The sequence below is a fragment of the Paenibacillus sp. FSL M8-0334 genome, assembly GCF_038000405.1.
GTDB lineage: Bacteria > Bacillota > Bacilli > Paenibacillales > Paenibacillaceae > Paenibacillus_AQ > Paenibacillus_AQ campinasensis.
Map to the genome: position 1 here is coordinate 434,278 of NZ_JBBOCH010000002.1, position 16,614 is coordinate 450,891.

Below are 16,614 nucleotides of genomic sequence, written 5' to 3' on the forward strand. Positions count from 1 at the left end.
GTAGCATTGGTACGTCTTGGATTTGGGGACCGCGTAATGATGGTCGTAATATACATTTTTCTTACACTGCTGGCTTTTGTGACATTTTATCCGTTTTGGAATGCGCTAGTCGTGTCGTTGAATACCGGAGCGGATACGGCAATGGGGGGTGTCACCTTCTGGCCGAGAAGCTTTACACTGGAGAACTATGAGATTGTCTTTCAAGACAAGCGGCTGCTGAACGGCTTTGCAATTTCGGTGGCCCGTACGGTAGTCGGTACGTTCTGTTCGATTCTGGTAACCTCCATCTTCGCTTACGGAATGACCAAGCGTGAGCTGATTGGACGTAAATATTATATGATCATGTGTATCATCACCATGTACTTCGGCGGGGGCTTGATCCCGAGCTTCATGCTGATTCGCAGCCTCGGGCTGATGGATTCCTTCTGGGTGTACATTATTCCGACGCTTGTAAGCGTGTGGAATATGATCATCTTCCGTACCTTCTTCCAGGGGCTTCCGGCCGGTCTGGAGGAATCGGCAAAAATTGACGGCTCCGGTAACTGGGGGATCTTCTTCCGAATTATTCTGCCGCTGTCCGGTCCGGTCATCGCGACCCTGTCGCTGTTCACTGCGGTCGGGCACTGGAATGAATGGTTCCTCCCAAGTATCTATATTTCGAAAAACGAGTTGCTGCCGATTCAGACTATTCTGAATCAGATTCTGAACTCGAACATCATGTCAGAGCAGATGAGCAACCTGGATTCGGCTTCGCAAGCGGTCTTGTCCAGAATGCAAAGCGTAACCACCAAATCGCTGTCCATGGCAACGATGATTGTGGCCACGATTCCGATCATTATGGTCTATCCGTTTGTCCAAAAGCATTTCGTTAAAGGGGTTCTGATTGGTTCCTTGAAGGAATAGCTTATCTGTCTGTTGTTTGAAGCCGAGGAGGCTTTAGACATAAATAAAGAGGGAAGAACGAAAGGGGAATTCGAGAATGAGGCAAAGAAAAAAATCGCTGTCCACATCGCTGATCATATTGCTGGCAGCTATGCTGATGCTTTCCGCCTGCAGCGGGGGAGGCAATTCGAATACGGCAGAACCGACGCCGACGCCATCCGATAACGGGACTGAGAACAATACCTCCGCTGAATCCGACACATATGTGCTAGGTGAGGAGCCGCTGGAATTCAGCTTCTACGGTCACTATGACTGGTACACAATGCCGAACTGGGGCGATGATGACGCTACGAAATGGATTAAAGAGAACAAAAAAGTCAACGTAGTTCCTATCAACTCCCAAGGCAACGCGCAGCAGAAATTCAGCACGATGATTGCCTCCGGTCAGCTGCCGGACGTCATCTGGATGGAGCGCGGACCGGACGTCGATAAGCTTCGTCAGGCCGATATGCTGGTTCCATTTGATGATTATCTCGATAAATACCCGAACCTGAAGCAGTGGCTCGGCGAAGAAGGAATTAACATGCTTCGTTCCGAAGACGGCAAGCTGTATCAGTTCCCGAACTGGTACACGAGCCAGCCGAACGGCAACGCAGGTTATGTTGTGAACAAAAAGATTTACGAAGAGCTCGGTGAGCCTCCACTGGAAACAACCGATGATCTGTACAACTACCTCGTAGCTGTTAAAGAGAAGTACGGCAATCAGGTTGTGCCTTACGAGCCGGGTATCGAAGGTCAAGGTATCGAAACGCTGTACTCTGCCTTTAGAGAAAATGCGTTGACACGCTGGATTTCGATCCGCGGTGTTCCTGAAGGCGACCAATTGACATCGATCTTCCTGGATCCTACATTCCGCGAGTCGATGCAGTACGCTGCAAAGCTGTTCCGCGAAAGACTGATCACGCAAGACGCAATGACACAAACTGCTGACCAGGTGAAAGAGAAAGTTATGGCTGGCCGTGTTGCCGTATATTCGGCATCCAGCCCGACCGAGAATGCGATGAATGCGCATGTTGAATTGACGGCTCAAGATCCGGATGCAGGTTACTTCATGATCTGGCCGATTGCGAAGCCAGGTCTGGATAAGAACAAAATCTTCCCGGGCACTTACAACCAGCTCGGCTGGAACGTAAGTGTCATTACAAAAGCAGCCAAGGATCCTGAAGCGATCTTCGCTTTCCTGGATTGGTATACTGGACCGGAAGGTCAATCGATCCTCATGTGGGGACCTGAAGGCGGATACTGGGATGGTTGGGAAGAAGAAGGGGTAATGCCGAAGTTCACAGAGAAATACGTGACGGATGCGGCAGGCCTCGGCAAGCTTCAAGCAACTACGACGAATGTTCAATGGAACGGTAACACGGTGTTTATCGACCAGGCAAAAGCCAAGTACGAAAGCACGCTTCCTGAGGAACAGCGTAACTGGTCCACACGTTGGCAGTATGAAATTACTTGGAAAACACAAGCTAACGCTACCGAATTTATTAACCTCGATCCGGCTCCGGACAGCGAGGAAGGAATTATTCGTCAACGCGTAGAAGATATCTTTACAGAAGCTAGAGCGAAAGCCCTGTATGCGAAAGATGATGCAGAAGTATTGGCCATTCTCGACAAGGCTGAGGCGGATGCACAAACAGCTGGTTTCGACAAGCTTCTGGCATTCAAGACGCAAAAATGGCAAGAGAACCTGGCCAAAATGCGTGGGGAATAACAATATAATGAGAAACGTAAGGGTATGCTGCGCTAAGCAGTATACCCTTATCGGAATTTATGGGGGGAGATGGGGCCCGTGTATAAAGTGCTGCTTGCAGATGACGAAATACTGGATCTAGAAGGCATGAAGAGCTTTATTCCATGGGAAAAACTCGGTATGACGATTGCGGGCGCGGTCACCAATGGCTTCGCCGCCTGGGAGGTGCTGGAGAAGGAACCTATCGATATTTTGGTAACCGATGTGCGGATGCCGAACATGACAGGCATCGAGCTGGCTCAGCGTGCGCTCAAGCATCATGAAGATTTGCGGGTCATTTTTATTAGCGGGTATCAGGATTTCAGTTATGTGAAGCAGGCGATCGCCCTGAATGCGTGCAGCTATGTGCTCAAGCCGATGGAGGACGAGGAGTTGATCCAGGAGCTGACAAAAGCGAGGCAGGAGCTGGATCGTCTTCATCGCCGGAAGGAAACGGAGCGGGCCTATCAGCAGATGATTCCGATTCTGAAGCATCAGTATTTGCTGCGGTTGCTGCAGCAGCCTTATGATGGCGCGGTCCTGGAAATCATGAAGAGGGAGTATCGTTGGGCGGAGCATGAATGGCCTATCCGCGTGGCGCTGCTCGAGTTGGACGAAATGAGTTCCTGGCGAAGCCAGCAACAGGTGTCCGAGGAGAGGAGAGGAATTCGGGAACAGTACATGGCACAGCTGCATATGGCTTTGGATCAAGGCGGTTTTGCCCATGTATGCAGAGTGACAGATCAACGTACAGCCGTTCTGTTCGGAGGGGATCGTGACCGGGCGGAGATTGAAGCGATTCTGGAACAATTACGGCAGGAATACGGCCTCACTGTGACGGTGGGCGAGGGCGGGGACGCGCATAAGCTCGAAGACCTGCACCAGTCCTACGAGATGGCGGTCAGAGCTTTGGATTACAAAATGTTCCGCGGGAAAGGCCAGTGGATTATGTACCACGAGGTGCCGACGGAGAACCGCGAGGAAGTGGAGAGTCTCGATATCCGGCTGGATGCGCTGTTCAAGGCGATGGCATCCTATGATCTGGTCGGCATTCATGATGAAATTTTGGCCATTCAGCATCTGGCGGCGAACATCCGTTCAACATTTACGGTTCGGAACCTCGCGATGTATATTATATTAAAGCTGGATGAGCATCTGCACACGATGCATGAAGACTTGTTCCGGATTTTAGGCATCGAGCTGAAAAATCTGGACATTCTGCTTCAATTTGAAACGCTGGATGATATTTTTTCATGGTTAAGAATGAAAGTGTTTGAAATCTCAGAACAGTTAAAATTTCGCAAAGCATCCAAAAACGGGCGTCTCATTGAGGAAATGATAGACGTGATCCGCGATCGCATGCATGAAAACATTACTTTGCGCGATATGGCGAACCGCTTTTCTTTTTCACCGAATTATCTGGGGGTTATCTTCAAGGAAGAGACCGGTCATAATTTCAGCGACTATGTCATCAAGCTTCGGATGGAGAAGGCCAAGAGCCTGCTTGTCACAACGAAGCTTAAAATATATGAAATCGCCTCCCTGACGGGATATCAGTATTTACCTTATTTCAGCCGGCAATTCAAGGAGTTTTACGGCATGACTCCGCTGGAATATAGACGCAAACATACCTAACCGAATACTTGCACCATTCGCTTATCTCAGATGTGGGGTCGTGATGTGTTATGGCTGGAAAATTTGAACGCATTCGGGTCAGACTGCCGTTTGGCTACAAGCTGATGCTTTCGTACTGCGTGTTTATTATTGTGCCGGTGCTGCTGGTCGGAAATATCGCCAATCAGCTGGCGGTGCAGTCGATCAGGGAGCAAACCTACAACAACATTCAAGGGACGCTCTATCAAATGAGCGATAATATCTCTTACAAAATGGAAGATGTCGCTCGCGTGTCGGATATGCTGTATTTCGATATGTCTTTTAACAATCGGCTTCGCTTCAGCGAGAGCCCCTGGGTCAGCTATGACACAACCGTCAATGTCCTCATTCCCAAGCTTGAAACCGCCATCAACACAGCCAACCGGAAGGTGTGGTTGTCCATCTATCTGAAAAATGATGAAATACGTGAAATTTATGACAGCTACAGCACGACCGACCCTTTGCACTCGGACAACCGTCTATATGATATTTACCAATACAAGCGGCTTGAGAACAGGGACTGGTATCACGAATACCCGAAAGAGGAGCAGTACGGTGTCACCATGCAGTGGAAGCAGATTGAGGATGATGCGAGAAAGGACCGCATCTCATTGCTCCGCAGATTGGTCGATATCACTTCCGTCAAGCCCCGAGAGATTGGGTTTATGCGAATCAATGTGAATCTGTCCAGCCTGTTTGAGAGCATGGATTATCGAAAGATCGGGGACGGAACCGCGCTTTATCTGACGGACAGCGAGGGGCGCATTGTGATCTCGTCAGGAGGAAAGCATTCGACGGTGTTCAAGGAGCCTGAGCTGCGCAATAACGGGGACCTGCTGATCCGCAAACCGATCACGCAACTCGGGTGGGATTTGATCGCGGTTGTGCCTTCCCATATCGTCGAGAAGGATACGGCGAAGATCCGCTATGTGACCCTGCTCATCTGTGTGGTCTGCATTGCGATCTTTATCGTGGTCAGCCTGATCATCTCCCGATATTTCAGCCGCAGGGTATCCAAGATTGTATCCGTGCTGGATTCCTTCCAGGAAGGGGAGTTTCACAAGCGGGTTCACTTCAAGGGGGCTGACGAGTTCACGCACATATCGGCAGCGCTGAACGAGATGGGAAGCAATATCGGACAGCTGATCCGTGAGGTGTACCTGGCCGATCTGCAGAAGAAGGAGGCGGAACTCGAATCGCTGCATGCGCAGATTAACCCGCACTTTTTGTACAACACGTTATCTTCCATCAGCCGGCTGGCCAAATTCGGCAAGCTGGAAAAACTGCAGCGTATGGTACTGGATCTGGCGAAGTTTTACCGCTTGTCTCTTAATGACGGCAGAACGATCATCCCGGTCAAAAATGAGCTGGAGCAAGCCCAGGCCTACATCGATATCCAAAAAATCAAATATGAGAACCGCATGCAGGTTCAGTACGACATTGACCCCGAGGTCGTGCGGTATGAGACGGTGAAGCTCATATTGCAGCCTTTTATCGAAAATGTGCTTGAGCATGCATGGACCGGCGATTACATTCATATTCGCATCATAGGCAGCGTCGTGGAGGAAGGGCTGGAATTCAGAATTATTGATAACGGCGTCGGCTTTCCGCCAGGGGCTGCCACGTACAGCACAGGCGCCCAGGATCTGGGCAGCACCGGCTACGGCATAAGGAATGTGGATCAGCGCATCAAGCTCCATTACGGGCCGGAGTACGGTGTGACGCTGTTCAGCCGCCCCGGCATCGGCACGACGGTAAGAATTATACTGCCGCTGGTGACGCGCAGCGTGACCGAGAGGCGTAACAAGCGAATCGAATAATCTGGACGGATATCCCTGTTCAAACCATTTTGGGCTTGACGAACAGGGATATCTTTTGTATATTTGCTTTATTAGATAAAAGCATAAAAGCTTAAAAGCGAACAAGCGATTAAGTGTAAAAGTGGATGAAAGCATTCATGCATAAGATAGACTAAGAGAAGGAAGGTACCCGTTATGATCGTCATTACATCCAATACGACCCCCGAGGAACAGATTCGGAACATTGTGTCCGAAATTGAGAAAGAGGGGCTTCAGGTCCATATTTCCAGAGGCGCGGACCGAACTGTGATCGGTCTCATCGGCAGTGTTAATCCGAAGCTTGCAGAGCATCTGCGGCAGATGAAGGGCGTGGAGAATGTCGTGAAGATCTCCAAGTCCTACAAGCTGGCCAGCCGGGACTTCCATCCGGATGACACCGTCATTGATATCAAAGGCACGAAAATCGGCGGCGGCAACCTGGTTGTCATGGGCGGTCCGTGCGCTGTCGAGTCTGCGGAGCAGATTGATGAAATCGCCGGGCTTGTGAAGGCTGCCGGCGGCCAGGTGCTGCGCGGCGGCGCGTTCAAGCCGAGAACAGGCCCTTACAGCTTCCAGGGCATTGGCGTCGAAGGGCTGATTATGATGGCGGAAGCCGGGCAGAAGCATGGCCTGTTGACCATTACTGAAGTCATGACACCAGAATATGTGGACATCTGTGCAGAGTACGCGGACATTCTGCAGGTAGGAACGCGCAATATGCAAAATTTCGACCTGCTCAGAAAGCTGGGCACCTGTGGCAAGCCGGTGCTGCTGAAGCGCGGATTCAGCGCCACATATGACGAATTTTTGAATGCAGCCGAGTATATTTTGGCTGGCGGCAACCCGAATGTCATGCTGTGCGAGCGGGGAATCCGAACATTTGAGACCTATACGCGCAATACGCTGGATTTATCTGCCATTCCGGTTTTGCAGCAGCTTAGCCATTTGCCGGTGATCTCCGACCCGAGCCACGGCACGGGACGTCGTGAGCTGGTGGAACCGATGTCCAAAGCGTCCGTAGCCGCCGGAGCGGACGGTCTCATTGTCGAAATGCATACCGACCCGGACAACTCGATGACAGGCGACGGGGTGCAATCCCTGTTCCCAGATCAGTTTGCGGCCTTGCTGAAAGATCTGGAGCAGCTGGCTCCGCTCGTTGGTAAAACGTTCAATACGGCTAAAGCGCCTGCTGAGCAATTTCAACGCGTCTAATTGATGTTAGGTTTCTGGGGCGCAGGGAAAGAGGCGGAAGGAAACCGATTACAAAAGGTTGTTTGCTGTCTGGACGAGGGCTAATATAAATAGGTAGACACTTGCTTCGATGAAGCAGGTGTCTTTTTGCTGATCATCCAATATATGGTTTTCTGTGTCAATATATATAACGCGGTTTTTAAAAATACCTTACATGGGTATTGACGTCAGGTTATCTCCCGGCATATAATGACGAAAAGAAATTTCAAAGATTATGAACATTGTTAAGCTGTTTTAGTCTTAATGTTCGGAAACTGGGAGGAAGAGATATGTCGGTAGAGAAAGTATTGCAAACAATTCAAGAGAACAACATTGAGTGGGTCGATTTTCGTTTTGTAGACTTGTCGGGACGGGCGCATCACATTACCCTGCCGGCTGCTGAAGTAGATGAAGAGACTTTTAAGAACGGTGTAGCTTTCGACGGTTCTTCCATTCCTGGCTTCCGCGGAATTGAAGAGTCCGACATGGTTATGCTGCCAGATCCAGAATCGTTCTTCATTGATCCGTTCACAGCTCATCCAACGCTGAATGTCATGAGCAACATTTTCACTCCGGAAGGCGAAGCCTACGAGCGCGACCCGCGCGGTGTGGCAGAGCGTGCTGAGAAATACCTTCAGCAAACCGGTATCGGCACCGCTGCATTCTTCGCACCGGAGTCCGAGTTCTTCCTGTTCGACGATGTCCGTTACCAAAGCTCCATGAACAGCTCCAGCTACACGGTAGATTCCGAAGAAGCAGCTTGGAACACCAACCGTGCTGAAGAAGGCGGAAACCTTGGCTTCAAAGTTCGTGTCAAAGGCGGTTATGTTCCAGTAGCTCCAGCGGATTCCCAGCAGGACATTCGCAGTGAAATGTGCCGCTTGCTGAATGAAGCCGGACTGCGCGTTGAGCGTCATCACCATGAGGTGGCAACGGCTGGCCAGGCGGAAATCAACTTCCGTTTTGACACATTGAAGAAAACAGCTGACAACCTGTTGAAATACAAGTATATCGTTCACAACACTGCTCGTCAGTTTGGCAAAACAGCAACCTTCATGCCGAAACCGCTCTTCGGGGACAACGGAAGCGGCATGCACGTTCACCAATCCATCTTCAACGGCGACACGCCATTGTTCTACGAAAAAGGCGGATATGCTAACCTGAGCGAAACTGCGCTGCACTACATCGGTGGTATTCTGTATCATGCTCCAGCGCTGATCGCGTTGACCAACCCGAGCACGAACTCCTTCAAGCGTCTGGTTCCTGGCTATGAAGCACCAGTTAACCTGGTATTCTCCAAAGGTAACCGTTCCGCAGCAGTTCGTATCCCGGTTGCGGCTGTAACGCCTAAGGGCTGCCGTATCGAATTCCGTACACCGGATTCCACAGCTAACCCTTACCTGGCCTTCTCCGCAATGCTGATGGCGGGCCTGGACGGTATCAAGCGCAAAATCGATCCAGTCGCTCTGGGCTATGGTCCTTTCGACAAAAACATCTATGAGCTGTCCGATGCGGAGAAGAAAGAAATCCGCAGCGTTCCAGGCAGCCTGGATGAAGCTCTGGATGCACTTCAGGCAGACTATGAGTTCCTGACTGAAGGCGGCGTATTCACGAAGGAGTTCCTCGATAACTTCATCGAGTTCAAACGTGCAGAAGCCAAGGATATTTCCATCCGCACGCATCCACATGAATACTCCCTGTACTTTGACATCTAATAGCCATCATCTGTATATGTACGAGGCTGTCCCGAATGATCCTTGGATCTTGCGGGGCAGCCTCTTCATATTCAGGCCGATCGCTGCGATTGGATACATAGAGCATATTTTCACTTGAACGAGCATCGGTTTGTTGCTATGATAGGCGATAAAATAAGCATTCATAAGAGAGAAGGGTGGAGAGTTTTTTGAGCAAGAGAGCCTATAATTTTAACGCTGGACCCGCAGCGCTGCCTCTGGAAGTGCTGGAGCGCGCACAGGCCGAATTCGTAGACTATCAACATACCGGAATGTCCATTATGGAGATGTCACACCGCGGTGCCGTATATGAAGCTGTACATAATGAAGCACAGGCGCGGTTGCTGGCTCTGTTGGGCAATCCGACAGGCTATAAGGTGCTCTTCATTCAGGGCGGTGCGAGCACGCAGTTTGCCATGATTCCGATGAATTTCCTTAAAGAAGGCCAGACCGCGAACTACGTAATGACTGGAAGCTGGGCCAGCAAGGCGCTGAAGGAAGCCAAGCTGATCGGAAACACCCATGTGGCTGCTTCCTCTGAAGCAAGCAATTATATGACCTTGCCTAAGCTGCAGGAGATCCAGATGCAGGACAATGCGGCTTATCTCCATCTGACCTCGAATGAAACGATCGAAGGCGCGCAGTTCAAGGCGTTTCCAGACACCGGGTCGGTGCCGCTTATCGGAGATATGTCCAGCGACATTTTGAGCCGGCCATTTGATCTGAATCAGTTCGGCCTGGTGTATGCGGGCGCACAGAAGAATCTGGGTCCATCCGGCGTAACGGTGGTGATCGTGCGGGAGGATCTGGTTGCCGAGTCGCCGAAGCATCTGCCAACCATGCTCCGTTACGACACGTATGTGAAGAACAACTCGTTGTACAACACCCCTCCATCCTTCGGGATTTATATGGTAAATGAGGTGCTCAAGTGGATCGAGGAGCGCGGGGGACTTGAAGGCGTCCAGCAGGCGAATCGCAAGAAGGCGTCCCTGATTTATGATGCGATTGACCAAAGCGGCGGCTTCTATCGTGGCTGTGTGGATGTGGATAGCCGTTCGGACATGAATATAACCTTCCGGCTTGCCTCCGAGGAACTGGAGAAGGAGTTCGTCAAGGCTTCCGAGCAAGAAGGCTTTGTCGGTCTTAAAGGTCATCGCAGCGTCGGAGGCCTGCGGGCTTCAATCTATAATGCGGTTCCGTATGAAAGCTGCGAGGCGCTGGTTCAGTTCATGGAGCACTTCAAGCGCAGCCGCGGATAACAGTGAATCGGGTATGCATGCCTTCCGTTATTTGGCGGAAGGTTTTTTTTCTTCATAGCAAGATCGGGAATAGGATAAGTTATAATAGAATATAAAATGATCTAAAAGGTGGAACATCATAACATGGCACTTCATATCGTACTTGTTGAACCTGAAATCCCTGCCAATACCGGCAATATTGCCAGAACATGCGCGGCTACCGGCACGCATCTTCATCTGGTTCGCCCGCTTGGCTTCAATACCGATGACAAAACGCTGAAACGGGCCGGGCTGGACTACTGGTATGCGGTACATATTGAATATCACGATTCCTTTGAGGAGCTGCAGCAGAAATATCCGGAAGGCCGCTTCTTCTATACATCAACCAAAGCGACCAAGCGCTATTGTGATATCGTCTTTCAGGACGGTGACTTCCTCGTATTCGGCAAAGAGACCAAGGGGCTTCCGCCCGAGCTGCTGGCCGCGAACCCGGATTCCTGCATTCGGATGCCCATGACGGATAAAGTGCGCTCGCTTAACCTGTCCAATTCGGCAGCCATCATCGTATATGAAGCTTTAAGGCAATTGGATTACCCTGGCATGGCATAGAAGAGGTAATTTTAGTCCGAAATCGGCAGAAATCATCCAGTATACCTATATAATTTAAAAAAAACAAACAATTTCTTAAAATCTAGCAGGATTCGACAACTTTTTATCGAACTATTATACTAGGCCCAAAATATCAGGTTTTTTCTAACTTGAAATTTATTGTTGAAATGAAAGAGGGTGACAGTATCATGAAACCTGCTGGTGTAGTTCGTAAAGTGGATCAACTGGGAAGAATCGTTCTGCCAAAATCCTTGCGTAAAAGATATCAGATGAACGAAGGCGATCCTGTAGAGATTTTGGTTCAAGGGGACCATATCATCTTGGAGCGTTACCGTCCGAAATGTGTGTTCTGCGGATCTATGGACGGGGTAAGCGAATTTAAAGAGCGCTACTTATGTGCCCAATGCATGTCGGAGATGCAACAACTTCCGAAGCATGCCTAATACGAGCAATTATGATAGCATCGCATCATGCGATGCTTTTTTGTCGAAATAAATAAGACCCCCTCGCTTGAGGGAGTCATGTCTTACAGGCCTTTGGTTTTATCATCATTGTAGGCGGCAGTTAGAATACCGACCATATAAAGGGCAAAGACGATCATGACAATCCAAAAGGTTAATGAGAACGACACGAAAACCCACCTCCTGCTAAGCTATCCTTATTATACCCACCTTCCGGCAAAAAATAAATGAGAACATCCAGCTTATTTCAGGTTTTTGCTAAATTCTACTTAAAAAACAAGAAGTGTGTCGGAACAGGCCGCAGACTGCCGTCGGAAGGCTTGTTCACCACTCTGCCATTCAGCACGAGTGAAGTAGAGCCGCCACCATCCAAGTTATATGCATCCATTACGCCGAGATTGACCAGCTTGTTCTGAATTTCCTGCAGGGTTGCCCCGGAGCGGCCATTCTCATCATAGCCCTCGGTGATAAGAATCAGCAGTTGATCGTCCTTGTAATTTCCAATCACCGTGCGCGGGGCGCGAGCCGGCGAAGTGCGCCATTTGTCCGGGATGGCCATTTTCTTGCCGTTCTTCAATAACACCGGGACAAACGTTGCTCCGAAGGCAGGCTCCAGCTTATCCAGCTCCTGTCTGCTGTGGAACTTGCCGCCGATCAGCTGACCGGACTTGCTCATCCCGACAAAAGTAAGGTCCTTGAAGCTGGGATGAAATCCGGACACGTACTGACCGTTGATGACTGTGGTGCCAAGCGGATGGCGACCGCCATTCCCGTCGGCGAATCCGCCGGCATTGATGCCGGCGACCGCCCCGTGCCGGCTAACGGCTCTCATCGTTGTTTCGACAGAGCCGGGCTGGCCTGTGCCAAGCGACATCGTCATGGCCGAAGGATCCTTCAGCTTCACTTTCATGGCATAGCCATTATATGTTCCGGGATTGATTTTATATAACTCAATTCGAATCCGGTTGCTGTTCACCGTCTCCATCGGGGTGCCCAGCTTGGCGGTGATTCGCCGGTTATAGATATGCTCCGGACGAGCCGCTTGCGTCTGGGCCGTCTTCAGAATGGAATTGACGGCGGCGGTCGTCTGCTGATACAGTTTCGCCGTCTCCTCAATGGAAGAGATCGTCTGTTTGGCGGCATCGGCAGCCAGATCCAGATCCTGCTTGATGACGCCCGATTGGCTGGCCAAGCTGTCAGCTGATACATATTCCTCATATTGCAGTGAAAGCTGCGGCGGCTTGGTCAGCAGCCACATGCAGAACAGCATGCCGATAAAAGGAGCGATTGCGAGCATAAACATCCGGTTGACCTGCTTCGGCTTGCCATATATTAATGCTTTCACTTTAACAGCTCCATTTTTCGCTCAAGTTCCTTCAGCTGCTTCTCCACTTCGCTTAACTGGCTGTACAGCTTGTTGCTGTTATCGGTCGTCCCGGTCGCCTGATCCTTCGTGAAGGTCAGCAGCTCGTTGAAGGACTGCACCTTGCTCTGCAGGTCATTGATCTCCAGCACCAGCTCGCCGAAGCGCGCTTCGTATTCCGCTTTAAACTGTGCCATCTGCTGGCGTGTATCCTCCTGAAGCTTGACAATCGCCTGTTCTTGCAGGTGATTGCTATATAGGTAGGCTGCGGTTGTACCCAGCCCGATCAGAACAATCCAAAAAATCCAGAACCATTTGGCGGATGGCCCTTTTTGCTGCATTGTCTCCCGGGGTTCATAGGCTGTTTGAACTTCTGTCTCCATCGACATTTTTCACCCCTTAAAAGCGTTCATTTTACCAGCTCTCATTCTATCATGTCAGAATTGCTTTCGCAAAGACGAATAAAAACCGACTTAATTCTTAAAAAGAGATTGCTTATGCAGTTGAAGTTAGGATACAATCTGTATAGATTTGTTAAACCATGTGGATACATAACTAACATTCTTCATGCTCTACCACGATAAGCCTGCAGTTCAGGGCGCGGCCTCTTCACCCCTAAATAGCTGCAAACAACGGGAATTCGCAAGTGTCGAATAGTTGTCCGGAAGGCGGGCTTTACTTTAATAGAATTAATAGTATTGAAGTTCTCTGAAACAGGAGGTTTTAAGGGATTATGAATGAGGTTTGGCGAGTGGTCATTATTGGCAGTCAACCTACAAGCATGCTGGGGACAAAATTAATATTGGAGGAACAGAAGGATCTGGTTGTTGAGGGAATGACAGCATCGGAAGCGGACGGGATGCGGATGGTGGAGGACCTGCTGCCGAATGTGGTACTTCTGGATTATCGACTGCAGGATCAGACGTCCGAGGAGCTGTTGGAACGGATTAAACAGATGTCACCCAGCACCCATGTGATTATCGTTACCGATAACGATGGACTGTCGTTACTGCAATCCTTAATCAGCCGCGGTGCGAGCGGGCTGCTGTCCAAGCAGTCCTCCACGTTCCAGCTCATACATATGATTACCGGACTTCGGGAAGGCATTGCATCGCTGCCGCTGGAGTGGGTGAGACAGGGAGTATGGCCGCTGGCATCGTCATCGATGAATGAAGGCGGAATTTCACTCTCGGAGACAGAAGCATTTATAATGGAACGGATCGTGCAGGGCATCACTTATGATAAAATCGCGTCCGAGATTCAAGTAAGCCGCCGGTCGATTGACAATTATTTGCGGAAAATTTATGTGAAGCTCGGGGTGTCGACCCGGGCCCAGGCGATTGAGAAATATGCGCTGTATACCCGGCATAACCGGCAAGTATATGCGTGAAATCGGGTATAAGGTATAATAAATGAACTTCGGGAATACCCTTTAAAGGCTGCTTCTGCTCGCAAATGAGATGTGTTCAGCCTTGGCTGGCTGTATGCAGGACCTGATTTACAAGACCCGAGGCTTACGATTACGGCTAAGGAGGGACTTCCATGCAGTATTCCTTTGCTTCCCGTGCACAGACTCTGCTGACATCCCCGCTGCGCAATATTCGAGCTCTTGCGAAGCGGGATTCTTTTATTTCCTTGGCGGAAGAGCTGCCTGCAGAAGAACTGTTCCCCCAGCATTCGCTGGCTGAAGCGGCAGCAGCTGTACTCTCCCAGGATCCGCGGTCGCTGCAGTATGGCGAGGCGGAGGGGTATGGCCCGCTGCGGGAGTGGCTTAGCCAGGACCTTGGCAGGCGCAAAGGAGTCCATGTTCAGCCGGATCATATCCTGCTGACCACCGGAACCCAGCAAGCGCTGGATTTGCTCGTGCGGGTCTATGTTGAGCCGGGAGATCCGGTTCTGATCGAAAGCCCGACCTCTCCCGGCATGCTGCAGGTGCTTCGGCTGCAAGGGGCCCGCATCATCCCAATCGAGGGCGATGAAGATGGCCTTCTCCCGGATGAGCTGGAGAGGCAGATTGTGGAACATAAGCCGAAGCTGTTGATGGCGGCCCCGAATTTTACGAATCCGACAGGAGTCATGTGGAGTCTGGAGCGTCGAAGGCAGGTGCTTGAGCGGTGTGCCAAGCATGAGCTGCTCATTGTGGAGGATGATTCCTACGGGGATTTGTATTTTGCAGATGCAGAAGGGATTGAAGCCCGCGAACGGATCCCCTCGCTGTTCTCGCTGGAACAGCCGCAGGGCAATCATGTGCTCTACATCGGGTCATTCAGCAAAACGGTAGCTCCGGCGCTTCGGACCGGCTGGGCGGCAGGCCATCGGCGCCTGATCGAAATGATGACAGCTGTGAAGCAGATGGCCGACTGGCAGTCCAGTCTGTTGAATCAGCGCATTCTCCAGCACATGCTGGATTCGAAGCATTTTGACCTGGAAGAGCATATCCGGATGCTGAACCGGGAATACCGGACGCGGCTCAAGCTGATGATTGAGCTGCTGAAGCGCAAGCAGTGGAAGCATGTACGCTATGCGGTGCCAGAGGGCGGCATGTTTCTATGGGTGGAGCTTCCGCCAGGGCTTAACGGGGATGCGCTCTTGAGAGCCGCTTTATTAAAGGGGGTCGCCTTTCTTCCAGGCTCCATGTGTTCGCCGAGTGAGAAGGCTGACGGCTGTATAAGATTGAATTTCACCCATCCCGGTAGGGATGAACTGCTGCTGGGCATGAATCTCATTAGCGAGGCCGTCACGGAATTCACGGCTCGCAGCTAATATTGGCAGCAATCCCATCGTACGGCAGCAGGCTGCCGGTTCAGGTCTATGAGGAGAACCTGAAACCGGAAGCCTTTTTTTGTTGTTGATCCGGCCCGGGCCGGATCATGATTTACCGGATGCACGCCGCTTCTTCTTTTTACGGGGAGTCGGTGAAGGTAAAGGCGCTGCCTCCTTTGCGGCGAAAGGCAGCTGCCCGAGGGATTGGTCCACAACCGGGGCATATTCCTGCAGCGCCTGCAGTCCGGCAGGCGTCAGGACATACCGCCCCCGGCTGATCCTCCTGAACCAGCCGTAATAGTTGTGCTGCAGGATTGCACCGGCCGAGCCGACGCCGCTGGCATCGCGCACCTGGGCCGGTGAGATTCCGGCAGTCGCGCGCGGGCCGGCCGCATCATTCGTAGCCTCCGCATCCGCATCCTCAGCTTCATCCGGACCGGCGAGCTGCGTGATCGCGGCGGCGACGCGGAGCGCTTTTTCCCGGTAGGCCGTTACCAGCTTCGCCCGCGTAATTCCCCCGGTATTATAATCCCCGCTCCGCTCATGAAACTCATACAGCAGCCGCTCTCTCCGTCTTGGGGATGTTCTTCCGGTCTGCACGGCAGCTTCAGGCTCGCAGAGCACCTCCACGAACGGGGCTTTGGTTTTGTAGAACGTTACGGTCATCAGACCAAGTCCCAGTCTCCGGCACAGATCGCACAGATCGGACCAGCGCTGATTGACAGCGCCTTTTTTCGTCCGGCTCTTCTCGACGGCCAAATACACATACGGGCTCAGCTTTAACCTCTCCAGTCCTTGCAGAAGCAGGGCGAGGTTGAAGGTCTTCTTCATCTCGACAATCAACGGCTCCTTCATCCCTTCCTTCATTCCGACCAGATCGCAATTGCGGACCTCTCCTTTAATGATGTAACCGTTCGTTTCGAAAAAAGCCTTTAACGGAGCGTACAGCTCGGCTTCGTGCTTAATCGCCATGGAACTCTCCTTTATCCATATTATAAGATGTAATATTGATGTAATTTCAGTATAGCATGGTCACGGCATTCGCAGGGGGAGAG

At 51.1% G+C, this 16,614-nt stretch carries 14 protein-coding genes; 11 read left to right on the forward strand and 3 right to left on the reverse strand.

Going from position 1 to position 16,614, the window contains the following annotated elements:
• Positions 1-6 precede the first annotated feature (6 nt).
• From MKX64_RS16165 to MKX64_RS16205, 9 genes are all read left to right on the forward strand, one after another.
• Positions 7-903 carry a carbohydrate ABC transporter permease gene (locus MKX64_RS16165; protein ID WP_095266359.1) on the forward strand — a complete coding sequence of 299 codons (897 nt, stop codon included), beginning with the start codon at positions 7-9 and terminating at the stop codon, positions 901-903.
• 76 nt (positions 904-979) lie between these two features.
• Positions 980-2,653 carry an extracellular solute-binding protein gene (locus tag MKX64_RS16170; protein WP_095266360.1) on the forward strand — a complete coding sequence of 558 codons (1,674 nt, stop codon included), beginning with the start codon at positions 980-982 and terminating at the stop codon, positions 2,651-2,653.
• A 78-nt stretch (positions 2,654-2,731) separates the two neighbouring features.
• A complete protein-coding gene (locus tag MKX64_RS16175) occupies positions 2,732-4,306 on the forward strand; it encodes a response regulator (protein ID WP_095266361.1) in 1,575 nt (524 codons plus the stop codon).
• Positions 4,307-4,356: 50 nt separating this feature from the next.
• Entirely contained in the window at positions 4,357-6,144 is a 1,788-nt protein-coding gene (locus tag MKX64_RS16180) for a sensor histidine kinase (RefSeq protein WP_095266362.1), read from the forward strand.
• Positions 6,145-6,318: 174 nt separating this feature from the next.
• Positions 6,319-7,374 carry a 3-deoxy-7-phosphoheptulonate synthase gene (gene aroF, locus MKX64_RS16185; RefSeq protein WP_095398931.1) on the forward strand — a complete coding sequence of 352 codons (1,056 nt, stop codon included), beginning with the start codon at positions 6,319-6,321 and terminating at the stop codon, positions 7,372-7,374.
• A 308-nt stretch (positions 7,375-7,682) separates the two neighbouring features.
• Positions 7,683-9,107 carry a type I glutamate--ammonia ligase gene (glnA, locus tag MKX64_RS16190; RefSeq protein ID WP_095266364.1) on the forward strand — a complete coding sequence of 475 codons (1,425 nt, stop codon included), beginning with the start codon at positions 7,683-7,685 and terminating at the stop codon, positions 9,105-9,107.
• A 188-nt stretch (positions 9,108-9,295) separates the two neighbouring features.
• A complete protein-coding gene (gene serC / locus MKX64_RS16195; protein WP_095266365.1) occupies positions 9,296-10,384 on the forward strand; it encodes a 3-phosphoserine/phosphohydroxythreonine transaminase in 1,089 nt (362 codons plus the stop codon).
• Between the two features lie 123 nt (positions 10,385-10,507).
• A complete protein-coding gene (gene trmL, locus MKX64_RS16200) occupies positions 10,508-10,972 on the forward strand; it encodes a tRNA (uridine(34)/cytosine(34)/5-carboxymethylaminomethyluridine(34)-2'-O)-methyltransferase TrmL (RefSeq protein ID WP_095266366.1) in 465 nt (154 codons plus the stop codon).
• 188 nt (positions 10,973-11,160) lie between these two features.
• Positions 11,161-11,415 carry an AbrB/MazE/SpoVT family DNA-binding domain-containing protein gene (locus MKX64_RS16205; protein WP_095266367.1) on the forward strand — a complete coding sequence of 85 codons (255 nt, stop codon included), beginning with the start codon at positions 11,161-11,163 and terminating at the stop codon, positions 11,413-11,415.
• Between the two features lie 283 nt (positions 11,416-11,698).
• Here MKX64_RS16205 and MKX64_RS16210 read toward each other — a convergent pair whose 3' ends face one another.
• Together MKX64_RS16210 and MKX64_RS16215 are read right to left on the reverse strand one after the other, a co-directional pair.
• A complete protein-coding gene (locus MKX64_RS16210) occupies positions 11,699-12,736 on the reverse strand; it encodes a phosphodiester glycosidase family protein (RefSeq protein ID WP_413773602.1) in 1,038 nt (345 codons plus the stop codon).
• A gap of 38 nt (positions 12,737-12,774) precedes the next feature.
• The gene (locus MKX64_RS16215; RefSeq protein ID WP_095266424.1) at positions 12,775-13,179 is read right to left on the reverse strand and encodes a hypothetical protein; all 405 of its coding nucleotides are present in this window, start codon (positions 13,177-13,179) and stop codon (positions 12,775-12,777) included.
• Between the two features lie 350 nt (positions 13,180-13,529).
• On the opposite strand from MKX64_RS16215, the gene MKX64_RS16220 reads away from it, so the two are divergent.
• Both MKX64_RS16220 and MKX64_RS16225 read left to right on the forward strand, forming a co-directional pair.
• Positions 13,530-14,186: a response regulator transcription factor gene (locus MKX64_RS16220; protein WP_095266369.1), complete on the forward strand. Its 657-nt coding sequence runs from the start codon at positions 13,530-13,532 to the stop codon at positions 14,184-14,186.
• 152 nt (positions 14,187-14,338) lie between these two features.
• On the forward strand, positions 14,339-15,559 hold the full coding sequence (locus MKX64_RS16225; RefSeq protein ID WP_341036627.1) for an aminotransferase-like domain-containing protein: 1,221 nt from the start codon (positions 14,339-14,341) through the stop codon (positions 15,557-15,559).
• A gap of 105 nt (positions 15,560-15,664) precedes the next feature.
• On the opposite strand, the gene MKX64_RS16230 is transcribed toward MKX64_RS16225, so the two are convergent.
• Entirely contained in the window at positions 15,665-16,531 is an 867-nt protein-coding gene (locus MKX64_RS16230) for a DUF2161 family putative PD-(D/E)XK-type phosphodiesterase (protein ID WP_095266371.1), read from the reverse strand.
• Positions 16,532-16,614: the final 83 nt, after the last annotated feature.

Bases quoted from the DNA above. Each gene is read 5' to 3' on its own strand.
- MKX64_RS16205 (WP_095266367.1), top strand. From the start codon at position 11,161: ATGAAACCTGCTGGTGTAGTTCGTAAAGTGGATCAACTGGGAAGAATC.
- MKX64_RS16225 (WP_341036627.1), top strand. From the start codon at position 14,339: ATGCAGTATTCCTTTGCTTCCCGTGCACAGACTCTGCTGACATCCCCG.
- trmL (WP_095266366.1), top strand. From the start codon at position 10,508: ATGGCACTTCATATCGTACTTGTTGAACCTGAAATCCCTGCCAATACC.
- MKX64_RS16215 (WP_095266424.1), bottom strand. From the start codon at position 13,179: ATGGAGACAGAAGTTCAAACAGCCTATGAACCCCGGGAGACAATGCAG.
- MKX64_RS16210 (WP_413773602.1), bottom strand. From the start codon at position 12,736: ATGTTTATGCTCGCAATCGCTCCTTTTATCGGCATGCTGTTCTGCATG.
- MKX64_RS16220 (WP_095266369.1), top strand. From the start codon at position 13,530: ATGAATGAGGTTTGGCGAGTGGTCATTATTGGCAGTCAACCTACAAGC.
- aroF (WP_095398931.1), top strand. From the start codon at position 6,319: ATGATCGTCATTACATCCAATACGACCCCCGAGGAACAGATTCGGAAC.
- MKX64_RS16180 (WP_095266362.1), top strand. From the start codon at position 4,357: ATGGCTGGAAAATTTGAACGCATTCGGGTCAGACTGCCGTTTGGCTAC.
- glnA (WP_095266364.1), top strand. From the start codon at position 7,683: ATGTCGGTAGAGAAAGTATTGCAAACAATTCAAGAGAACAACATTGAG.
- MKX64_RS16230 (WP_095266371.1), bottom strand. From the start codon at position 16,531: ATGGCGATTAAGCACGAAGCCGAGCTGTACGCTCCGTTAAAGGCTTTT.
- MKX64_RS16170 (WP_095266360.1), top strand. From the start codon at position 980: ATGAGGCAAAGAAAAAAATCGCTGTCCACATCGCTGATCATATTGCTG.